This is a genomic window from Sphingopyxis sp. GW821-FHT12F08 (assembly GCF_058806755.1).
Map to the genome: position 1 here is coordinate 95,001 of NZ_JBXAQA010000005.1, position 20,938 is coordinate 115,938.

The 20,938-nt window shown below is 66.2% G+C and carries 14 protein-coding genes, 1 tRNA gene and 2 rRNA genes (1 of these 17 running past the window's edge); 11 read left to right on the plus strand and 6 right to left on the minus strand.

The annotated features are described in order from the left end of the window. The 3 genes from AC1RNQ_RS14500 to AC1RNQ_RS14510 form a co-directional block, all read left to right on the plus strand. A 23S ribosomal RNA gene (locus AC1RNQ_RS14500) occupies nucleotides 1-2,712 on the plus strand (it extends 79 nt beyond the left edge of the window). Nucleotides 2,713-2,829: 117 nt separating this feature from the next. Beyond that, nucleotides 2,830-2,944: ribosomal RNA gene (gene rrf, locus AC1RNQ_RS14505) — 5S ribosomal RNA — on the plus strand. Between the two features lie 114 nt (nucleotides 2,945-3,058). After that, nucleotides 3,059-3,135, plus strand: a tRNA-Met gene (locus AC1RNQ_RS14510). Between the two features lie 387 nt (nucleotides 3,136-3,522). Here AC1RNQ_RS14510 and AC1RNQ_RS14515 read toward each other — a convergent pair. The 6 genes from AC1RNQ_RS14515 to AC1RNQ_RS14540 form a co-directional block, all read right to left on the minus strand. Next, entirely contained in the window at nucleotides 3,523-3,948 is a 426-nt protein-coding gene (locus AC1RNQ_RS14515; protein WP_493172052.1) for a VOC family protein, read from the minus strand. A gap of 114 nt (nucleotides 3,949-4,062) precedes the next feature. Then, nucleotides 4,063-4,371, minus strand: coding sequence for a gamma-glutamyltransferase (locus tag AC1RNQ_RS14520; protein WP_493172054.1), 309 nt, complete (start codon nucleotides 4,369-4,371; stop codon nucleotides 4,063-4,065). Next, nucleotides 4,368-5,699: a dicarboxylate/amino acid:cation symporter gene (locus AC1RNQ_RS14525; protein WP_493172056.1), complete on the minus strand. Its 1,332-nt coding sequence runs from the start codon at nucleotides 5,697-5,699 to the stop codon at nucleotides 4,368-4,370. Before AC1RNQ_RS14525 ends, AC1RNQ_RS14520 begins: the two co-directional genes overlap by 4 nt. Nucleotides 5,700-5,723: 24 nt before the next feature. Then, entirely contained in the window at nucleotides 5,724-7,835 is a 2,112-nt protein-coding gene (locus AC1RNQ_RS14530; RefSeq protein WP_493172058.1) for a TonB-dependent receptor domain-containing protein, read from the minus strand. 17 nt (nucleotides 7,836-7,852) lie between these two features. Further along, a complete protein-coding gene (locus AC1RNQ_RS14535) occupies nucleotides 7,853-9,187 on the minus strand; it encodes a sigma-54-dependent transcriptional regulator (RefSeq protein WP_493172060.1) in 1,335 nt (444 codons plus the stop codon). After that, complete coding sequence (locus AC1RNQ_RS14540; protein ID WP_493172062.1) at nucleotides 9,184-10,950, minus strand: sensor histidine kinase; 1,767 nt, start codon at nucleotides 10,948-10,950, stop codon at nucleotides 9,184-9,186. Before AC1RNQ_RS14540 ends, AC1RNQ_RS14535 begins: the two co-directional genes overlap by 4 nt. A gap of 197 nt (nucleotides 10,951-11,147) precedes the next feature. Here AC1RNQ_RS14540 and AC1RNQ_RS14545 point away from each other — a divergent pair, with 197 nt between their 5' ends. The 8 genes from AC1RNQ_RS14545 (at nucleotide 11,148) to AC1RNQ_RS14580 (ending at nucleotide 20,792) form a co-directional block, all read left to right on the plus strand. Next, entirely contained in the window at nucleotides 11,148-12,488 is a 1,341-nt protein-coding gene (locus tag AC1RNQ_RS14545; RefSeq protein ID WP_493172064.1) for a dicarboxylate/amino acid:cation symporter, read from the plus strand. A gap of 31 nt (nucleotides 12,489-12,519) precedes the next feature. After that, a complete protein-coding gene (locus tag AC1RNQ_RS14550) occupies nucleotides 12,520-15,594 on the plus strand; it encodes a TonB-dependent receptor plug domain-containing protein (protein ID WP_493172066.1) in 3,075 nt (1,024 codons plus the stop codon). A gap of 3 nt (nucleotides 15,595-15,597) precedes the next feature. Next, nucleotides 15,598-16,530 carry an SGNH/GDSL hydrolase family protein gene (locus AC1RNQ_RS14555; RefSeq protein WP_493172068.1) on the plus strand — a complete coding sequence of 311 codons (933 nt, stop codon included), beginning with the start codon at nucleotides 15,598-15,600 and terminating at the stop codon, nucleotides 16,528-16,530. Nucleotides 16,531-16,776: 246 nt separating this feature from the next. Then, a complete protein-coding gene (locus AC1RNQ_RS14560; RefSeq protein ID WP_493172069.1) occupies nucleotides 16,777-17,679 on the plus strand; it encodes an SPFH domain-containing protein in 903 nt (300 codons plus the stop codon). 21 nt (nucleotides 17,680-17,700) lie between these two features. Beyond that, nucleotides 17,701-17,901, plus strand: coding sequence for a type II toxin-antitoxin system antitoxin (locus AC1RNQ_RS14565; RefSeq protein WP_493172071.1), 201 nt, complete (start codon nucleotides 17,701-17,703; stop codon nucleotides 17,899-17,901). A 1-nt stretch (nucleotide 17,902) separates the two neighbouring features. Continuing rightward, nucleotides 17,903-18,145, plus strand: coding sequence for a hypothetical protein (locus tag AC1RNQ_RS14570; protein WP_493172073.1), 243 nt, complete (start codon nucleotides 17,903-17,905; stop codon nucleotides 18,143-18,145). A gap of 211 nt (nucleotides 18,146-18,356) precedes the next feature. After that, nucleotides 18,357-19,031, plus strand: coding sequence for a ribulose-phosphate 3-epimerase (gene rpe, locus AC1RNQ_RS14575; protein WP_493172075.1), 675 nt, complete (start codon nucleotides 18,357-18,359; stop codon nucleotides 19,029-19,031). A 12-nt stretch (nucleotides 19,032-19,043) separates the two neighbouring features. Beyond that, complete coding sequence (locus tag AC1RNQ_RS14580) at nucleotides 19,044-20,792, plus strand: heparinase II/III family protein (RefSeq protein WP_493172077.1); 1,749 nt, start codon at nucleotides 19,044-19,046, stop codon at nucleotides 20,790-20,792. The last annotated feature ends 146 nt before the right edge of the window (nucleotides 20,793-20,938 follow it).

Sequence of the window (20,938 nt, forward strand, 5' to 3'; positions counted from 1 at the left end):
GGGAGCTGTGAGCAAGCTTTGATCCCACGATTTCCGAATGGGGAAACCCACCCTCACCATTTAATTTCGGTGCCGACTTGTCGGCATCGAAGGTTAAATGGGAAGGGTATCACCGAAGTGAATACATAGCTTTGGTGAAGCGAACCCGGGGAACTGAAACATCTCAGTACCCGGAGGAAAGGACATCAACAGAGACTCCGTTAGTAGTGGCGAGCGAACGCGGACCAGGCCAATGCCTTCGATTCAACTAGCAGAAGCTTCTGGAAAGGAGCGCCATAGCGGGTGACAGCCCCGTATGCGAAAGTGATGTCGAAGGATTTGAGTAGGGCGGGGCACGTGAAACCCTGTCTGAACGTAGGGGGACCACCCTCTAAGCCTAAGTACTCCTGCATGACCGATAGTGAACTAGTACCGTGAGGGAAAGGTGAAAAGCACCCCGATGAGGGGAGTGAAACAGTACCTGAAACCGAACGCCTACAAGCAGTAGGAGGGCCCTTGAGGCCTGACTGCGTACCTCTTGCATAATGGGTCAGTGACTTAGTGTAACAAGCAAGCTTAAGCCGTTAGGTGTAGGCGCAGCGAAAGCGAGTCTGAATAGGGCGACTGAGTTTGTTGCATTAGACCCGAAACCCGGTGATCTAGGCATGACCAGGCTGAAGGTGCGGTAACACGCACTGGAGGGCCGAACCGTTCAATGTTGAAAAATTGTCGGATGAGTTGTGTTTAGGGGTGAAAGGCCAATCAAACCGGGAAATAGCTGGTTCTCCGCGAAATCTATTGAGGTAGAGCGTCGGATGAATACCATGGGGGGTAGAGCACTGGATGGATGCGGGGGTCGCGAGATCTACCAATTCTAACCAAACTCCGAATACCCATGAGTAATATCCGGCAGACAGACGGCGGGTGCTAAGGTCCGTCGTCAAAAGGGAAACAGCCCTGACCTACAGCTAAGGTCCCCAAGTCACGTCTAAGTGGTAAAGCATGTGGGAATCCCAAAACAACCAGGAGGTTGGCTTAGAAGCAGCCATCCTTTAAAGAAAGCGTAACAGCTCACTGGTCTAAATAAGGGTTCCTGCGGCGAAAATGTAACGGGGCTCAAGACGTGCACCGAAGCTTAGGGTGTGTAGCAATACACGCGGTAGCGGAGCGTTCCGTAGGCTGATGAAGCGATCTGGTAATGGGTCGTGGAGGTATCGGAAGTGCGAATGCTGACATGAGTAGCGATAAAGAGGGTGAGATGCCCTCTCGCCGAAATCCCAAGGGTTCCTGCTTAAAGCTAATCTGAGCAGGGTAAGCCGGCCCCTAAGACGAGCCCGAAGGGGGTAGTCGATGGGAACCACGTTAATATTCGTGGGCCTGGAGGTGTGTGACGGATCTCGTAAATTGTCTGCTCTTATTGGATTGAGCAGGCTTTGAAGAGGTTCCAGGAAATAGCCCCTCCATTATAGACCGTACCCTAAACCGACACAGGTGGGATGGTAGAGTATACCAAGGCGCTTGAGAGAAGTCTCCTGAAGGAACTCGGCAAATTGCCTCCGTACCTTCGGAAGAAGGAGGCCCCACATCTGGGCAACCAGTTGTGGGGGGCACAGGCCAGGGGGTAGCGACTGTTTAGCAAAAACACAGGGCTCTGCTAAGTCGGCTTCAAGACGACGTATAGGGCCTGACGCCTGCCCGGTGCCTGAAGGTTAAGTGGAGGGGTGCAAGCTCCGAAATGAAGCCCAGGTAAACGGCGGCCGTAACTATAACGGTCCTAAGGTAGCGAAATTCCTTGTCGGGTAAGTTCCGACCTGCACGAATGGCGTAACGACTTCCCCACTGTCTCCAGGAGATGCTCAGCGAAATTGAATTCTCCGTGAAGATGCGGAGTACCCGCGGTTAGACGGAAAGACCCCGTGCACCTTTACTGCAGCTTCAGAGTGGCATTAGGAAAGAACTGTGTAGCATAGGTGGGAGGCTTTGAAGCGACGGCGCCAGCTGTCGTGGAGCCATAGGTGAAATACCACCCTGTTGTTTTCTGATGTCTAACCTCGATCCATGAAACTGGATCAGGGACCCTCTGTGGCGGGTAGTTTGACTGGGGCGGTCGCCTCCTAAAGAGTAACGGAGGCGCGCGATGGTAGGCTCAGGACGGTTGGAAACCGTCTGTTAGAGTGCAATGGCATAAGCCTGCCTGACTGCGAGACTGACGAGTCGAGCAGAGACGAAAGTCGGTCATAGTGATCCGGTGGTCCCGAGTGGAAGGGCCATCGCTCAACGGATAAAAGGTACGCCGGGGATAACAGGCTGATGATTCCCAAGAGCTCATATCGACGGAATCGTTTGGCACCTCGATGTCGGCTCATCACATCCTGGGGCTGGAGCAGGTCCCAAGGGTTTGGCTGTTCGCCAATTAAAGTGGTACGTGAGCTGGGTTCAGAACGTCGTGAGACAGTTTGGTCCCTATCTGCCGTGGGCGTCGAAATTTGAGAGGAGTTGACCCTAGTACGAGAGGACCGGGTTGAACATACCTCTGGTGTACCTGTCGTGGCGCCAGCCGCGCAGCAGGGTAGCTATGTATGGACGGGATAACCGCTGAAAGCATCTAAGCGGGAAGCCTCCCTCAAGATAAGATTTCACAGAGCCGTGGAAGACCACCACGTTGATAGATCGGATGTAGAAGCGCGGTAACGCGTGGAGCTAACCGATACTAATTGCTCTATTCGCACTTAAGAGTCCCGCCATCAACGACAGTCCTGACGGATTGTCCGCGAGGTGGATGATTGAAGATCAGTCCATATTGCACGGGCATCGATTGAAACCCCTTTTGACCCTACGCCGGCTTCATTGCTTGGTGACCATGGCGTCAGTGACCCACCCGATCCCATCTCGAACTCGGCCGTGAAACCTGACAGCGCCGATGGTACTATGGCTCAAGCCCTGGAAGAGTAGGACGTCGCCAGGCATTGCAGCCGGCGTAAGGTCGAAACGGAAGAACCCATTCACAAAGTCAGAGGCCGGCAGCGATGCCGGCCTTTTGCTGTTTTAGCGGTGCGCAGCGCGCATCGTACATTGGTGGCGCGGGATGGAGCAGCCCGGTAGCTCGTCAGGCTCATAACCTGAAGGTCGTAGGTTCAAATCCTACTCCCGCAACCAACAACAAGCCCGCCTTTTGGCGGGCTTTTTCTTTGCCTGCCGCGTGGGCCGTTGCGAATATCAGTCGGCGGCCTCGGCAATAGCCTCGCCCCGGCGCCACTTCGCCGTCCTTGTCCGCCGGTTCCCACACGATGAACGCCAGATCGTCGACGGTGGCCTGCCCCGCACCGCGAATTCGCAGCTGGAGGCGTGGCGGCAATCCCGGTGCGCCCTCGGGGAGCTCGAAATCGAAGCGAAACGGCCGCCAGCCGCCCGGCGCGATCTCGGTGCTGCCGAAGATATGCGTCGGGGCGGCGAACCGCCCGTCGGGGGCGATGTCGGCGGGGTGGCCGTCGATCGTCACCTCGAGCGCCCCTCGGGGTCGACGCTGCCCCCGCATGTCCGCCCCTATTTCGCGAACAGCTGGCCGAGGTCGGCGAAGGCTTTGAATTCGAGCGCATTGCCCGACGGGTCGTGGAAGAACATCGTCGATTGCTCGCCCGGCTGGCCGGGAAAACGCGTGTGCGGTTCGATCACGAAGGCCACGCCATGGCCCTGCAGCCGCTCGGCGAGCGCGCGCCATTCGGCGGGGGGCAGGACGACGCCGAAATGCGGCACCGGCACCGCATGGCCGTCAACGGGGTTGTGCCCCGCGACCGCTTCGCGCTTCGCGCTCACGCAATGCGCGACGATCTGGTGGCCATAGAAGTTGAAGTCGATCCAGTCGCTGTCGCTCCGACCCTCGGGGCAGCCGAGTATCGTGCCGTAGAAATGGCGCGCGGCGGCGAGGTCGTCGACGGGAAAGGCGAAGTGGAAGGGGGCGAGGTCGGACATGTCAGCGCTCCTGCAGAATGTCGGCGAGAAAGGTGAGGACGTCATTTTCGGTCGCCGCCTTCGCGTCGCGGCTGAGGAAGGCGGCGGCGGCGAGGAGGGCGATGGCGCGCATGGTCAATCCTTTGGCAGCAGGGCGATGGTGATCGCGACGCCGTCGCGGCGCGGGTCGGCGCCGCCGTCGAAGAAGCCGATCGCGATCGCCGCGTCGACTGCATTGCCGCCGTCGCGCAAAACTTCCGCCCCCACCTCGCTGGCGATCGCATTCTGGCTGACCACCATGCTGCGTGTGCCGACCGTCGGCGAATGGATCGACGGATATTCGAGCAGGTTGCGGCTCTGCGCTGCCAGCGGGGCGGGGAGCAGCAGCGCGAGCGATAGTGTCGCGGCAACGAAGCGGCGGAAGATCATGCGGAGAGGCCTCATATATCCTTGGCGGAACGATATTTATCGACGTCCATCTCGCCTTCCCAGCGCGCGACCGCGGTCGCGATCGCGAGGTCGCAGGTGACGTTGGGGACGGTGCGGATCATGTCGAGGATGCGGTCGAAGGGCAGGATGAAGCCGACGATGATCGCGGTCTGCGCGGGGGTGATGCCGATGGAGTGGAGTACGGCGGCGAGCACGAACAGCGAGCCCGAGGGCACCGGCGCGACCCCCATGGCGACGATCGTCGTCGTCCCCGCGATCACCAGATAGTCGGCGAAGGAGAGCTGTAGCCCGAAGGCCTGCGCCGCGAACAGCGTGAGCATCGCGACATACATCGCGGCGCCGTCCATGCCGATCGTTGCGCCCAGCGGCAGCACGGTCGAGGCGACGGGCGACGAGACGCCAAGGTTGCGCTCGGCGACGCGGATCGCGACGGGCAAGGTCGCGCTCGACGAGGAGGTCGAGAAGCCGACCATGATCGCGTCGGCGATACCGCGGAAGAAGGGCAAGGGCGGCAGCCAGGCGAGCAGCCGCACGACGATCAACCCGTGGATGACGAGGGTGACGAAGGTCGCCCCCGCGAGCACGCAGAGCGCGAGCTTGAGCACCGCGAGGAAGCTCGCCGGGCCGCTGGTTCCCATCACCACGGCGATCAGCGCGAAGACGCCGAAGGGGGCGGTCTCCATCACGAAGCCGACGATGCGCAGCATGATTTCGGAGCCGCTCGCGAGCAGGCGGCGCACCGGCTCGCCCTCCTTGCCCGCCGCGATGACGCCGGCGCCCACCAATATGGCGAAGAAGATCACCGACAAGGTCGCGCCGCTCGCCATCGCGCCGATCGGATTGTCGGGGATGATCTCGATGAACATCCGCGCCGGATCCTTGGGTTCGGCGACCGCGCGCGGCACGGCATCGGCAAAGCTCGCGCCCTCGCCGGGGCCGATCAGCGTCGCTGCGATCAGCCCCGTCGTCACCGCGAGCATGGTGGTGAAGACATACATGGCGAGCGTCTTCACCCCGATGCTGCCGAGCCGCTTCGGATCGGCGAGCGCCGCCACCCCCGAGGCGATGGTCAGAAAGACCAAAGGCACGACGAGCATGCGGATCAGCCGCACGAACAGCTCGCCGATCCAGCCGATCGCGGTCGCGCCTTCGCCCCAGATCAGGCCGACGACCGCGCCGACGACGAGCGCGGCGAGGATGCGTTTCCACAGCGCGATGCCGAACCAGATTGCGAAGGCGCGCCCGACGCGGCCGCGCGGCGGCGGCCCGGCCTCTTCGGCGTCTGGCTCGGTGGCGGTGGGTGTGGGCGCGGCGTCGGTCATGCTGTCCTCTCTTCCGGTCGGACGTCAGAAACGCTTGCTGCTCGAGGCGTAGAACTGACGGCCGCGGTTGCTGTACAGATCCCCGATATACCCATAGGTCTGATCGGCGAGCGGCGCCAGTTCGTTGAAAAGATTGCGGACCCCTACGCGGAAGCGCGTGTCCTTCAGCGCGCCCTCCTCGGCCTCATATTGCACATAGACGCTGTGCGACAGGAAATCGTCGACGCGGAAGCGCGTGCCGTCGGCGAGCGAGGCCGAAGTGTCGCTGACCGGACCCACATAAGAGGCGAACCAGCCCGCGCCCCAGCCCTTGTAGCGCCAGCTGAGGCTCGCCGAACCGCGCCATTTCGGCCGGCCATTCTCCTCGATCAGGTCGGCGGCGCCGGTGACGTTGATCGTCGGATCGATCTCGCCCGATGCCTGCGCGTCGAGCAGGCTCTGCTGCAGCGCGCCCGGCACCTGGAAGAATTCGAGCAGGCGCGCGGCGTTGAGGCGCAGGCTGAAATCGCCGAGCCCGGTGTCGCGGACGTTGTAATAGAGGCCGAAATCGATCCCGCGGACGTTGCGCGGGCTGAGGTTGGTATAATAGTCGATCACCTGGATCACGTCGCCGACCGGGGTCAGCCCGGTGCCATCGAACAGCGCGACCTGTTCGGGGGTCGGGTCGGCGCGCTCGACGAGCGGGTTCGACGACCCTTGCAGCCGCAGCAGATAGTCGAGGATCAGCGCGTTCGAATCGCCAAACAGGCCGATGACGTTCTTCTGGCGGATTTCCCAATAGTCGGTGGTGAAGGTCAGCCGCCCCGCCGCGCCCATGTCGAGCTGGAAGGTCGCGCCGAGCGACAGATTCTCGGCGGTCTCGGGCTCGAGGTCGCGGCTGCCCGAACGGTTGCTGACCACGCCCTGACTGCGCGTGCAGGCGTCGAAATTGGCGATGCGCCCGGCGCGTGCGTCGGCCTCGCAGCGGATCCAGTCGGTGCGCGTGTTCGAACGCTGGATGCCGTTTTCGAACAATTGCGGCAGGTTGGGCGCGCGGAAGCTCTGCGACCAGCTGCCGCGCAGCTGCAGGTTCGGCACCGGATACCAGCTCATCGCCAGCTTGGGCTTCGCGACCGAGCCGAAGCCCTGGTAGGATTCGGCGCGCCCCGCGAGCTGCAGGTCGAGCGAGTGGATCAGCGGCACGTCCATCTCGGGCGAGACGAGCGGCACCGCGAATTCGAGATAGCCCGAGAACACGTCGCGCGAGCCCTGGCTGTCGGGGGTCGGGCTGGCGCCGAGCGTGTCGCTGCCGTTCGACGATCCGTCGAGCGCGGTGAAGAAGAGTGTGCCGTCGAGCCGGTCGTCGCGGTCGTCCCTGAAGGTCTCGTGGCGGAACTCGACCCCCGCGGCGAGCCCGACGCGGCCGCCGGGCAGGGTGAAAAGGTCGTTCTTGCTGATCTTGAGATCGGCGAGATAGAGCTCGGTCGAGCTGATGCGGCCGATATCGACCATGAAGCTGTCGATCACGCTCTGCGGGTTGGGCGTCGAATCGCGCGTCCCCGGATCGGCCGGATCGCCGCCGTTGAAGGGGTTATAGGCGCTGGAATCGGTGCGCGACAGCGCCTCCTGGAACAGGCTCAGCGACACGGTGCGCATGCTGTCGGTCGTCTTCGCCTTCGAATAGAGCGCGGCGGTGTCGAAGTCGAAGCCGAGCAGTTCGCCGCGGAAACCCGCGAGGAAGCGCGTCGTGTCATTCTTGACGTCGACGACCAGCGGCCCCGCGTCGACCGGGCGATAGTCGATCAGTTCGATCGGCACGCCCGTGTTCGCAACGCCGGTCAGGCCCGGGATGCGGTTCGGGCTGCCGACGGGGCCGAAGGGGTTCCAGTACCCATTGGCGGGGACGATCAGCCGCTGGCTGGCGAGGTTGGTTTCCTGCTCGCGCACCGAGCGGAACTTGGCGTGGTACCAGCCCGCCTCGGCATAGAATTCGAGCCCCGAGTCGAACTCGTGATTGAGGAAACCGAACAGGTTGAACCTGCATGCGTCGACCCGATCCCCTGGAGGTCGGACCCAGCTTGCCGGTATCCGCCTCTTTGCAGGGGAGAATATCGCGCGGACCCCGAACGCGAAGCCCTCATTGCTTGGCCGGGGCATAGGCTCTGGTTATGGGGTCAGCGGAAATCCCTGGGATTGATCGCGTGGCGCGCGAGCTTGTCGTAGAGCGTCTTGCGGGGGACGCCGAGCAGCGCCATCGCCGCGGGGATGTCGCCCTTCGCCGCGGCGAGCGTGTCGCGCAAGATCGTCGCCTCGAAGCGCGCCATGCGCTCGGCGAGGCTCATGTCGGGGGCGAGCGCGCTGCGGCCGGGGTCGGAAGGCAGGTCGAGTACGACGCTGTAGGCGAAATTCTTGAGCTCGCGGACATTGCCCGGCCAGTCGTGCTCGACGAGGTGGCGGCGCACCGCATCGTCGATGCGAAAACCCGTCGCGCCCATCTTCGCCGCCGCCTCGTCGAGGAAAAAAGCGAAGGTCTGCGGGATGTCCGAGCGGCGTTCGCGCAAGGGAGGGATGCGCAGCTTCACGACGTGGAGGCGGTAATAGAGATCCTCGCGGAAATCGCCCGCGCGCACCGCGTCCATCAGGTCGGTCTTGGTCGCCGCGACGACGCGCAAGTCGACGGGTTCGGGCGCCGCTGCGCCGACCGGCTGGACCTCGCGCTCCTCGATCACGCGCAGCAGCTTGGCCTGCACGGCGGGGTGCATCGTGTCGATCTCGTCGAGGAAGAGCGTGCCGCGATGCGCGCTGCGGATGCGCCCCGCCTGGCCGAGCTTGCCGCTCGCGCGGTCGATGAGGTCGCTGCCGAAAAGCTCGGCCTCGGCCAGCTCGTGCGGCAGCGCGGCACAATTGACCGCGACGAGCGAGGCGGCGCTGCGCCGGCTCTGCCGGTGGAGCATATGCGCGACCAGCTCCTTGCCGGTCCCGGTCTCGCCCTCGACCAGCACGTCGATGTCGGCCTGCGCGAGCTGCGCGATCGTCGCGCGCAGCCGCGCCATCGCCGGGCTCTCGCCGATCAGCGGGCTGTCGATCGCCGCCGCGGCAGCGCCGAGGCGGCGGTTGTCGAGGATCAGCGCGCGATGCGCTAGCGCGCGGCGCACGACGCCGACGAGATGGTCGGCGGCGAAGGGCTTGGCGAGGAAGTCGAAGGCGCCGTCGTGCAGCGCACGCACCGCCATCGTCACGTCGGCGTGGCCGGTGATCAGCACCACGGGGATGTCGGGGTCGATGGCGTGGATCGCGGCGCGCAGCTCGAGCCCGTCCATGCCCGGCATGCGGATGTCGGTGACGACGATCCCGGGAAAGTCGGGCGCGATGCGCGGCAGCACGCTCGCGGCATCGGCAAAGGCCTCGACCCCGAGGCCCGCGAGGTCGAGCGTCTGGACGTTGGCGGCGCGCAAGCTCGCGTCGTCGTCGACGAAGAAGATCGTCTGGCTGTCGGTGAAGAAGCTCATGCCGACCGCAACGTCAGGCGGAACCCCGCGCCGCCGAGCGGCGAGGGGATGAGGGTGAGCGACCCGCCGAACTCGGCCATGATGTCGCTCGCGATCGCGAGTCCCAAGCCCAGCCCGTCGGGGCGGCCGGTGACGAAGGGGGTGAAGAGCTGCGGCACCAGATCGGCGGGAACGCCGGGGCCGTTGTCGGCGATGTCGATGAGGATCGGCCCCTCGCCATGCGCGTGGAGCGCGACGCGCGGGGCTGTGCTGCCCTGCACCGCGTCGGCGGCGTTCTGGAGCAGGTTGACGAGCACCTGCTCGAGCCGGACGCGGTCGGCGTGGACTAGGGCCTCCGGCTGGTCGACCTTCACGTCGAGCGCGATGCCCGCCGCGCGCAGCCGGTCGCCGATCAGCAGCAGGGTGCCGTCGATCGCCGACTGCAGCGGCACCGGGCCGAGCGGCGCGGGCGCGCGGCGCGCGAAGTTGCGGAGCTCGCCGGTGATCGCGCCGACGCGCGCGGTCAGCTCGACGATATGACCCAGATTGCCGCGCGCCTGGTCGCCCTGCTCGCGGTCGAGATAGGCGAGGGCGTTTTCGGCGAAGCTGCGGATCGCGGCGACCGGCTGGTTGATCTCGTGCGCGACCCCGGCGGTGATCTGGCCGATCGAGCCGAGGCGGCTCGCCTGCGCCAGCTCCTCGCGCGCGGCGCGGTAGCGCCGGTCGGCCTCGGCCTGCCGATCGGACGCCTGCTGGAGTTCGGCGTTGGCTTCGCGCAGTTCCTGCGTGCGTGCGGCGACCTCACGCTCCAACGCCTCATGCGCCGCCTGGCGCAGCGCCTGCCGCTCGACGATGCGCAGCAGCATGACGATCGCCGCGCCGACGAGGATCAGCAGGATCAGGAAGATCACGCGCGCGGTGGCATTGGCGCTGCTGCGCGCCGGGGCGGTCGGCTGGAGGATGCGCAGCCGGCTGCCGGGGAGCGAGACGGCCTCGCTCGCGCGGGCGTAGCCGTCGCCGATCGCCAGCGGCGCCAGCGCGGCGTCGCCATAGCTGCGCGTCGCCTGGAGCTGTTTCTGCATCGCCGGCGAAATCGGGCCGAAGGAGCGGAAGCGCCAGCCGGGGCGGCTGGTCATCACGACGATCCCCGCACCGTCGGTGACGAGGGTGGTTGCGGGCGAGTCGGCCCATTTGGCCTCGAGCTTGTCGAACTCGACCTTGACCACGATCACCCCGAGCGCGCGCCCGCCGGCATCGACGCGCCGCGCGAGGAAGAGGCCGGGGCGCCCGCTGACGGTGCCGAGCGCGAATAGCTCGGCCTCGCCCTTCGCCATCGCGCCGCGGAAATAGGGGCGAAAGCGATAATCCTGCCCGACGAAGCTGGTCGCCGCGCGCCAGTTGCTCGCGGCGATCGTGCGGCCGTCGGCGTCGATCACGTAGATGACCGCGGCGTCGGTGCGCGCCGCAAGCTGCTCGAGCTCGCGGTCGAGCCGGCGCGAAGCGGCGTCGCTCTTGTCGGCGAGGCCCGCGCGCACGTCGGGAAATTCGCTGAGCACGCGCGGCAGCAGGCGGAATTTCTGCAGCTCGCTTTCGAGCAGGCTCGCGTGCGCGCGCGCGTTCTGGCGCGCGTCGCCGTCGGCCTGCGCGTCCGCGCTCTGCGCCGCCCAGCCCGACAGGCCGAGCGCGGCGGCGAGCAGGATCAGCACCCCGACGATGCAGGTAACGATCAGCCGTCGTCGATCCAGCCGATGCCCCATCGGGCGCGAATCATCCTCCTCAATCATGTGCGGATTATCGCACAAGTTTTGATGATTGCATGCGGAAAATCGCACAAAATCTACTAATGTTGCTGCGGATATTCTAATATATATATTAAAAACAGATAGTTAAATTCTAACACATCGCACTTGGCCCGGCAATGGTGCCGGACCTAAAATCTGGGGAAGCAACGGCGAAAGGCCGTGCTCGGGAGGAAGTCTAAGTGGCCGCCATAGCAGTCGACGCAGCCGGGCACGCACCGGCGGGGCCGAAGCCCCTGTACAGCCAGCTCTATGTCCAGGTGCTCGCCGCGATCCTGCTAGGCGTGATCATCGGCCATGTGTGGCCCGAGACCGGCGAGGCGCTGAAGCCGCTCGGCGACGCCTTCATCAAGCTGGTCAAGATGATCATCGCGCCGGTGATCTTCCTGACCTTGGTCACCGGCATCGCGGGGATGACCGAACTCCGGTCGGTCGGCCGCGTCGCGGGCAAGGCCTTTGCCTATTTCCTCTTCTTCTCGACGCTGGCGCTGATCGTCGGGCTGATCGTCGCCAACACGGTGCAGCCGGGCGCGGGGATGAACGTCGATCCCGCCACGCTCGATACGTCGGGCGTCACCGGCTATGTCGAGAAAGCGCAGCACAGCAGCATCGTCGAATTCCTGATGGCGATCATCCCGACGACGATGGTCTCGGCGCTCGCCGGGGACTCGCTGCTGCAGGTGCTGTTCGTCTCGATCCTGTTCGGCATCGCGCTGTCGATGGTCGGCGAGCCTGCGGCGCCGGTGCGCGAACTGCTCGAAAAGGTCGGGCTGGTGGTGTTCCGGCTGGTGGGCATATTGATGCGCGCGGCGCCGGTCGGCGCGTTCGGGGCGATGGCCTTCACCATCGGCAAATATGGCATCGAATCGCTCGCCAATCTCGCGGGGCTGGTCGCGACCTTCTATCTGACCTCGCTGATATTCGTCGTCGTGGTGCTCGGCATCGCGGCGCGGCTCGCGGGCTTCTCGATCTTCAAGCTCATCCGCTATCTGAAGGCCGAGCTGCTGCTGGTGCTCGGCACCTCCTCGTCCGAAAGCGCGCTGCCCAGCCTGATGGAGAAGATGGAGCGCGCGGGCTGCGAGAAGTCGGTCGTCGGGCTGGTCGTGCCCACGGGCTACAGCTTCAACCTCGACGGCACCAACATCTATATGACGCTCGCGGCTTTGTTCATCGCGCAGGCGTGCAACGTCGACCTGTCGCTCGGCGACCAGATCGCGCTGCTGCTCGTCGCGATGATCAGCTCGAAGGGCGCGGCCGGGGTCACCGGCGCGGGCTTCATCACGCTCGCCGCGACGCTGTCGATCGTGCCGTCGGTTCCCGTTGCGGGAATGGCGCTGATCCTCGGCATCGACCGCTTCATGAGCGAGTGCCGCAGCCTCACCAATTTCATCGGCAATGCGGTCGCGACCGTCGTCGTCGCGCGCTGGGACAATGCGCTCGACCGCGACCGGCTGCGCGCGGCGCTCGACGGCGAGCCGCCGGCGAAGATCGCCGCGCCGCCGCTCGAACAGGACATGGATTAAGGGCCCAAAGGCCCGAAAAGGGAGAAGGACAATGAGGGGTAGGACATCGGCAATGCTGCTGGCGGGCACGGCGATCAGCCTGTTCGCTTCGGCGCCGGCGCTGGCGCAGGACGGCGAAACCGCTTCGCAGGCGGACGTCGCCGACGAGGGTCAGGCCGAGGATGGCCAGACCCAGCCCGAGATCGTCGTCGTCGGCACGCGCATCGAGGGCGCGCGGGTGACCGAGGCGCTGCCCGTCGTCGTCGTCGGCCAGGACCGGCTCGACGCGATCGGCGCGGTCAGCGGCGACGAGCTGATCCGCAATATCCCGCAAATGGGCGACGTCAGCTTCAACCCCGGCAACAATGCGCAGACCAGCAACGCCGCGCGCGGCGACGTCGGCTCGGTCAACCTGCGTTCGCTCGGTGTCGGCAACACGCTGGTGCTGCTGAACGGCCGCCGCGTCGTCACCCACCCCGCGAGCCAGGGGCTGTCGGACACCGGCACGGTGCCGGTGCTGAGCTACAACTCGAACGCGATCCCGACCACCGGGCTCGAGCGGCTCGAGGTGCTGCTCGACGGCGCCGCGGCGCTCTACGGCTCGGACGCGGTCGCGGGCGTCGTCAACACCGTGCTCAAGGACGATTACGACGGGCTGCGGCTCCAGGCGCAATATGGCGGCGCCGAAGGCACGCATCTCACCGAATTCCAGGGCAATATCCTGGCGGGCAAGAGCTTCGAGCGCGGCAATATCACCGTCTCGTTCGAATATACCGACCGCAGCGCGCTGCGTGCCGAGGACCAGGATTTCACCGCTTCGGCGAACCTGCGGCCGCTGTTCGCCGACTATCCCGACTTTGCCGCCTCGCAGGTTCCCGACGCGCGCGCGACGCGCGGTGCCTGGCCGGCGCTGATGGTCCCGGTCACCGGCGGCCGCCCGCGCCGGGGCACCACCAACCTCACCACCGCGGCGGGCGCCTTCACCGTCCGTCCGACGCGGCTCGGCGGCTGCACGCTGGCGCTGACCACCGACCTTTGCCTCGTCAACACCGCGCTCGCGACGAACAATGCCTTCCGCGACTTGCGCTACGACACCGCGGTCGGCACCGCGGTGATGCCCAGCGTCAAGCGCTATAACGCCTTCGCCAACGGCCATTACGACCTGACCGACAATCTCACCCTGTTCGGCGAGTTCGGCTATTACCGCTCGGACACGGTGCGCATCCAGCCGCCGGTGATCAACCTCAACCAGATCTGGATCCCGGCGACCAACTATTACAATCCCTTCGGCCCGGTCGGCAGCCCGAACCGCCTGCCAAGCCTGACCAACGTCCCCGCCGAAGGGCTGCCGGTGCTGCTCACCACCTATCGCTTCGTCGATACCGGACCGCAGACGGTGAAGGTCAGCGGCGAGCAGATCCGCGGCCTCATCGGCGTGCGCGGCGAGGCCGCGGGCTTCAAATGGGACAGCGCCTTCGTCTATTCCGAAGCGTCGGCGACCGACTCGAGCGTCGCGGTGCGCAGCTCTTCGCTGCAGCAGAGCCTCGCGCTCGCGACCCCCGATGCGTACAACCCGTTCAACGGCGGCTGCATCGATACGCTGAGCTTCGGCGACTGCACACCGAGCTCGCCGACCGCGATCGACGCGATCACCTTCCAGCTCCAACGCCGGTCGAAGACGACGCTGACGATGGGCGATTTTCGCGCCTCGCGTCCCGATCTGTTCAAGCTGCCCGGCGGCGAGGTCGGCGTCGCCTTCGGGGTCGAAGTGCGGCGCGAGACGCAGCGCGACGACCGCGATTCGGCGGTCGACGGGTCGAGCCCGTTCGTCGACATGGTCACCGGCGCCGTGACGATCAGCGACGCTGCGGCGGTCAGCGACAATCCCGACACCTATGGCAAGCGCACCGTCGCGGCGGCCTATGCCGAGCTCGCGGTGCCGCTGGTGTCGGAGGAGATGGGCGTGCCGCTGATGCGCCGCTTCGACGTCCAGCTCGCGGGGCGCTACGAACATTACAGCGATTTCGGCAGCGTCGCGCGGCCCAAAGTCGCGGCGGCGTGGGACGTCCTCGACGGGCTGCGCCTGCGCGGTTCCTTCTCGCAGGGTTTCCGCGCGCCGAACCTCGAACAGGTCAACGCCGTCGAATATGCGCGGCTCGCGACCAGCCAGGATTTCCTGCGCTGCGAGGTCGATCTGCGCGCCGGGCGCATCGCCAGCTTCAATGCCTGCGGCAACAATGTCGGTTACTCGCGCCGCGTGTCGGGCAACCCCGATCTGAAGCCCGAGAAGTCGACCAACTACAACCTCGGCGCGGTGTTCGAGCCGAGCTTCCTGCAGGGCGACCTCGGGCGCGTGACCTTCACCGTCGATTATTGGTCGATCCGGCAAAAAGGCATCGTCGGCATCCTCGGCAACGACACCGCGGTCGCGCTCGACTATCTGGCGCGGCTGAACGGATCGTCGAACCCCAATGTCATCCGCGACGCCGCCAATGCCGACGATATCGCCGCCTTTGGGGGGACGGGCATCGCGCCGGTCGGCCGCATCACCACGGTGCGCGACCAGTTCGTCAACCTCCAGCCGCAGACGGTGCGCGGGCTCGATTTCGGCCTCTACTGGCAGTCGCCCAAGACCGGGATCGGCAAGTTCGACCTGGCGGTCAACGCCTCGCGGCTGCTCAAATTCTCGCGCCCGCCGGGGCCGGCGGTCGATGCGCTGGTCGAGGCGCGCGCCAATGGCGACATCGACCCCGCGACCCCGCTGCCCGAGACGCAGAATCTCATCGAGGCGAATGGCCGGCCGAAATGGCGCGGCACCGCGTCGCTGACCTGGTCGCTCGGAAGCTTCCAGATCGGCGCCTTCGGACGCTATACCGGCGCGGTCGACGAAACCGCGTTCGTCGATGCGGCGGGCAACCCGTGGCGCGTGAAGTCGCAGTTCACCGCGAACCTCTATGCGCAGGTCCGCATCCGCGACGCGGCCGGGCTCGGCGGCACCATGCGCTGGCGCGTCGGGGTGCGCAACATCGCCGACAAGAAGCCGCCGCTCACCTCGGAAGGCTATCTGGGGTCGCTCTACAGCCCCTATGGGCGTTACTGGTACACCTCGGTCACCACGGAGTTCTGACGCATGAAATACGGGCACGGCATCTGGTCGATCATCGGCTCCGCCGCGCTCGTCGTCGCGCCGGCGGCAGCGGCAAAGGAGAGCGCGCCCGCGCCGACCGCCGCCGGCGCGGCGACCCCCGCCGCCGAGAAAAAGGCCGCGCCGCCGCGGATCCTGTTCATCGGCAACAGCTTCACCCAAGGCGCGCATTCGGCGGCGCGCAACTGGCGCGCGGGGTCGGTCACCGACCTCAACCAGGCGGGCTATGGCGGCGTGCCCGCACTGTTCAAGCTGTTCGCCGAACAGGCCGGACTAGATTACGACGTCAGCCTCGAGACGCAGGGCGGCAAGTCGCTGGGCTTCCATTATGACGAGCGGCGCCAGCTGTTCGACCGGCCTTGGGACATCGTCGTGCTGCAGGAGTATAGCACGCTGAACCGCGAAAAGCCGGGCGATCCGGCCGACTATCTGGCGAATGTCGCGCGGCTGACCAGGCTCTTCACCGCGCAAAACCCCGCGGTCGACATCCGCCTCGCCGCGACGTGGAGCCGCGCCGACCAGGCCTATACGCCCAAGGGTCCCTGGTACGGCAAGCCGGTGGGTACGATGGCCGAGGATCTGCGCGCTGCCGCCGACCGCGCGCGCGCCGCCAATCCGGCGGTCAAGGGTATCATCCCCGTCGGTCAGGCGTGGAACCGCGCGATGGCCGAGGGCGTCGCCGACGCCAATCCCTATGACGGCATCGCCTATGGCCAGCTCGATCTGTGGGCCTACGACCATTATCACGCCAGCGTCGCGGGCTATTATCTCTCGGCGCTGGTCGCCTTCGGCGCGATCACCGGGGTCGATCCGACGGTGCTCGGCGCGAAGGAAAAGGGCGCCGACGAGCTGGGGCTTTCGGACGCGCAGGCCGAGGCGCTGCAGAAGGTGGCGCGCGATACGCTGAAGGCAGGGTAGGGGCCGGTTTCGAGCGTTTGCGGACGAACCGATCTATAAATCCCGTTCGTGTCGAGCGAAGTCGAGACACCCCGAAGGCGCGTACTCCCGATGGGTGTCTCGACTGCGCTCGACACGAACGGAAATAGAGGGTGGTCTGGAAACCACCCCAATCCGGACTTCAGCACCTTCCCCAACCCCATTGACCTCCCGCCAAAACGATATAAATATGATATCATCTTTATATCGAGTGATTCGGAGGGAAAAATGGTCGATACGGGAACGCCCGCACTGAACCGCAGCCGCGAGGCGCGTGCGAACACGCAGAGCGGTTATCTGATGCTGTTCATCTGGCTGCTGCTGCTCGCGCTCGCGCTCTGGGCGGGGATCACCAACGGCAATGCCGCGGTCATGGTCGCGTGGAAATGGATCGTCGTGGTCGCTTCGGCGGTCGTCGGCCTGCTGATCCTCTGCGGCTTCTACCTCATCAACCCCAATGAAGCCGCGGCGATTCAGTTGTTCGGCGCCTACAAAGGCACCGACCGCGAAGAGGGGCTGCGCTGGGTGCTGCCCTGGCTGACGCGCAAGAAGATCGCGGTGCGCGCGAACAACGTGATTTCGGACAAGATCAAGGTCAACGACCTGCGCGGCAACCCGATCGAAATGGCGGCGCAGGTCGTGTGGCGCGTCACCGACACCGCACAGGCCCTGTTCGACGTCGACGATTACAAGGAATTCGTCATGGCGCAGATCGAGGCCGCGGTGCGCTCGATCGGCTCGCGCTACCCCTATGACGACATCGAGCATCAGGAAGTGACGCTGCGCGGCAATCACGACGAGGTCGGGGTCGAGCTTCGCAAGGCGCTGATCGAGCGGCTCGACGTCGCGGGGATCACCGTCGACGAATGCGGGCTCACGCACCTCGCCTATGCGCAGGAGATCGCCGGCGCGATGCTCCGCCGCCAGCAGGCCGAGGCGGTGATCGCGGCGCGCAAGAAGCTGGTCGAGGGCGCGGTGACGATGGTCGAGATGGCGCTCACCCAGCTCTCGGAAAAGAATGTCGTCGAACTCGACGACGAGCGCAAGGCGGCGATGGTGTCGAACCTGATGGTCGTGCTGTGCGGCGAACGCGACACCCAGCCCGTCGTCAACGCCGGCTCGCTCTACTGAGCCCCGGACCGGAAACCACCGATGCCTGCGCCCGCCAAAAAAGCCTTCGCGCTCCGCCTCGACCCCGCGCTCTATGCGGCGGTCGAGCGGATCGCGGCGGTCGAATTGCGCAGCGCCAATGCCGAGATCGAGGTGTTGCTGCGCGAGGCGCTGGCGCGGCGCGGGGTGAGCGTCAAACCGCCGGTGCCCGCGAAACGCGGCCGCCCGCCCAAGGAGAGCTGAGATGTTGCACCTGTTGCTCGATAACCGCCCGTGGTTCCGGCCCAAGCGCCGCGGTTACGGCACCGGCCTGCCGATCGCGTGGCAGGGCTGGGTGCTGATGGTGCTGCACGTCGCGCTGATCACCGGCATCGCAGTGCTGCTCCGCGAGCGGCCGCTGCTGATGACGATCTTCGTGATCCTCGCGGGGCTGGCGCCGCTGCCGATCTATCGGGCGCGGACGGAGGGGGGATGGCGCTGGCGGTAGTGTAGGCTCCTCCCCCGCAGGGGGAGGGGGACCATGCGAAGCCTGGTGGAGGGGCAGTGCAGTCGAGCGCTGCGGTAACCTCCTGTACCCCTCCACCACCCTTCGGGTGGTCCCCCTCCCCGTTCCGGGGAGGATCGCCCCACCCCTTTTCCACCGCTAGCCCTTCACCCCCGCTTGCCCCACCACGGGTAGACGGTTAAGGCCGATCCCCATGTCCGCCGAGCCAACCCCCGTCCGCATCGCCCCCTCGATCCTCAGCGCCGACTTCGCGAAGCTCGGCGAGGAAGTGCGCGCGATCGAGGCGGCGGGTGCCGACTGGGTGCATATCGACGTGATGGACGGCCATTATGTGCCGAACCTGACGATCGGCCCCGCGGTGGTGAAGGCGCTGCGGCCGCATTCGACCTTGCCCTTCGACGTCCATCTGATGATCTCGCCGGTCGACCATTTCCTCGACGCCTTCGCCGCGGCGGGCGCCGACATCATCACCGTCCATCCCGAGGCGGGGCCGCACATCCACCGCACCGTCCAGCACATCAAGTCGCTCGGCAAGCAGGCGGGCGTGTCGCTCAACCCCGCGACCCCGGCGAAGATGCTCGACTATCTGATCGACGACATCGACCTGGTGTTGATCATGAGCGTCAACCCCGGCTTCGGCGGCCAGAGCTTCATCTCCAGCCAGCTGCGCAAGATCGAGGCGGTCAAGAAGATGATCGAGAAGTCGGGCCGCGACATAAGGCTGGAGGTCGACGGCGGCATCGACGCGGGCACCGCGCCGCTCGCGATATCGGCCGGCGCCGACGTGCTCGTCGCGGGGACCGCGACCTTCAAGGGCGGGCCCGAGGCCTATGCCGACAATATCCGGCGGCTGCGCGGCGGCGCCTGAGAGGTGCGTGCCGTGACCGCAGCGCCCGACGCCCCCGACATCGGCACCGATATCGACGACACGATCGAGCCGGGCAAGCGCCTGATCCGCCTGCCCGCCGAGAAGGGCCTGTCGCTCGGGGACCGCATCGCCAATCACATCACGCGCCTGACCTGGCGCACGCCCTTGCATGCCTTCAGGCTGAAGGGGCGCTTTCCATTGAAGCTGCTCGGCGTGCCCGACGACCCCGTGCCCGGCGACACGCGCGCGGGCACCGCGATCCGCGCGGGCCATTTCCTCCACCGCGGGCTGAGGCTGCCGCTGGGCGAATGCGATTTCGGCTCGCTCAACGTCGCGCCGGCCTTTGCCGACTATCTCCACAGCTTCGCCTGGCTGCGCGACTTGGCCGCGACGGGCAGCCGCGCCGACGGCGCGCCGATCGCCGAGGCGATGGTGCGGAACTGGCTCGCGGCCAATGGCGAGACGGTGAGCGAGCCCGCGTGGCGCGCCGACAACGCCGGCTGGCGCATCCTCTATTGGGCGTTCCACGCGCCGCTGATCCTGTCGTCGAGCGACCTCATCTATCGCTCGGCGGTGCTCAACCATCTCGCGCGCGCGGCGCGCCACCTCGACCGCGTCGCCGACAAGACACGGCCCGGCGTCGGCCAACTCGTCGCCTGGACCGGCATCGTTGCCGCATCGCTGCTGATGCCCGGCGGCGAGCCGCGGCAGATATTCGGCGAGGCGGGGCTGCGCAAGGTGCTCGAGACCAGCTTCTACGCCGACGGCGGCAATATCGCGCGCTCGCCGCAGGCGCAGCTCGACGCGATCATGGCGCTGTCGATGCTCGCGCGCATCTATGACATGCGCCGCATGGAGGTGCCGCCCTTCCTCCAGGAAGTGCTGGCGCGCGCCGTGCCCGCGCTGCTCGGACTCGTCCACGCCGACGGCGGCATGGGCAGCTGGCAGGGCAGCGGCGCGACATCGGCCGAGCATATCCGGGCGATCGTCGCCGCCAGCGGCGTGCGCACCCGCCCGCTCAAGCAGGCGCGCGACTGGGGCTATCAGCGGCTCGTCGCGAACAAGGTCGTGCTGCTCGCCGACGCCGCGCCGCCGCCGATCGCGCGCGTGACCGAGGCCGGCTGCGCTTCGACGCTCGCCTTCGAGCTGTCGGACGGCGCCGACCGGATCATCGTCAATTGCGGCGGTGCGGCGCTCTCCGGCGCGACGATCCCCGAGGAGCTCGCGCGCGGCCTCCGTACGACGGCGGCGCATTCGACGCTGACCATCGCCGACAGCAATTCGACCGCGATCCTGCCCAGCGGCGCGCTCGGCAAGGGCGTCACCGAGGTCGAGCTCGACCGCCACGAGACGCCGCAGGGCAGCCGGCTGGAGATGAGCCACGACGGCTATGCGCGCCGCCATGGGCTGATCCACCGCCGCCTGCTGATCCTGTCGCCCAACGGCCGCGAGCTGCGCGGCGAGGACCAGCTGCTCCCCGCGCCGCGCAGCCGGCGCAAGGGCGACAAGCAATTCGTGCTGCGCTTCCACCTCGGCCCGTCGCTGTCGGCCAGCCTGACCGCCGACAAATTGGGCGCGCTGCTGCGCATCCAGGGCGGCCCTTTATGGCAGTTCCGCACCAGCGAAGGCGCGCTCGCGGTCGAGGAAAGCCTGTGGGTCGACGGCGACGGCCGCCCGCACCCGGGCGAGCAGCTGGTGGTCACCGGCACCGCGCCGGCGGGCGGCGCGAGCATCGGCTGGATCTTCAAGCATATCGGGTAGGATTGATCCTCCCTGTGGCGAAGCCATGGGAGGGGGACCATGCGAAGCATGGTGAAGGGGCGACGACGTCGCGCCATGGCCCCTCCGTCAGCGCTTCGCGCTGCCACCTCCCCATCGCTACGCGACAGGGAGGAGCATAAGCCAGC

What these genes read in the sequence shown, in the direction of transcription:
- AC1RNQ_RS14515 (WP_493172052.1), bottom strand. Translation starts at nt 3,948, where the DNA reads ATGTCCGACCTCGCCCCCTTCCACTTCGCCTTTCCCGTCGACGACCTC.
- AC1RNQ_RS14520 (WP_493172054.1), bottom strand. Translation starts at nt 4,371, where the DNA reads ATGAGGCCTCTCCGCATGATCTTCCGCCGCTTCGTTGCCGCGACACTA.
- AC1RNQ_RS14525 (WP_493172056.1), bottom strand. Translation starts at nt 5,699, where the DNA reads ATGACCGACGCCGCGCCCACACCCACCGCCACCGAGCCAGACGCCGAA.
- AC1RNQ_RS14530 (WP_493172058.1), bottom strand. Translation starts at nt 7,835, where the DNA reads ATGCCCCGGCCAAGCAATGAGGGCTTCGCGTTCGGGGTCCGCGCGATA.
- AC1RNQ_RS14535 (WP_493172060.1), bottom strand. Translation starts at nt 9,187, where the DNA reads ATGAGCTTCTTCACCGACAGCCAGACGATCTTCTTCGTCGACGACGAC.
- AC1RNQ_RS14540 (WP_493172062.1), bottom strand. Translation starts at nt 10,950, where the DNA reads ATGATTGAGGAGGATGATTCGCGCCCGATGGGGCATCGGCTGGATCGA.
- AC1RNQ_RS14550 (WP_493172066.1), top strand. Translation starts at nt 12,520, where the DNA reads ATGAGGGGTAGGACATCGGCAATGCTGCTGGCGGGCACGGCGATCAGC.
- AC1RNQ_RS14555 (WP_493172068.1), top strand. Translation starts at nt 15,598, where the DNA reads ATGAAATACGGGCACGGCATCTGGTCGATCATCGGCTCCGCCGCGCTC.
- AC1RNQ_RS14560 (WP_493172069.1), top strand. Translation starts at nt 16,777, where the DNA reads ATGGTCGATACGGGAACGCCCGCACTGAACCGCAGCCGCGAGGCGCGT.
- AC1RNQ_RS14565 (WP_493172071.1), top strand. Translation starts at nt 17,701, where the DNA reads ATGCCTGCGCCCGCCAAAAAAGCCTTCGCGCTCCGCCTCGACCCCGCG.
- AC1RNQ_RS14570 (WP_493172073.1), top strand. Translation starts at nt 17,903, where the DNA reads ATGTTGCACCTGTTGCTCGATAACCGCCCGTGGTTCCGGCCCAAGCGC.
- rpe (WP_493172075.1), top strand. Translation starts at nt 18,357, where the DNA reads ATGTCCGCCGAGCCAACCCCCGTCCGCATCGCCCCCTCGATCCTCAGC.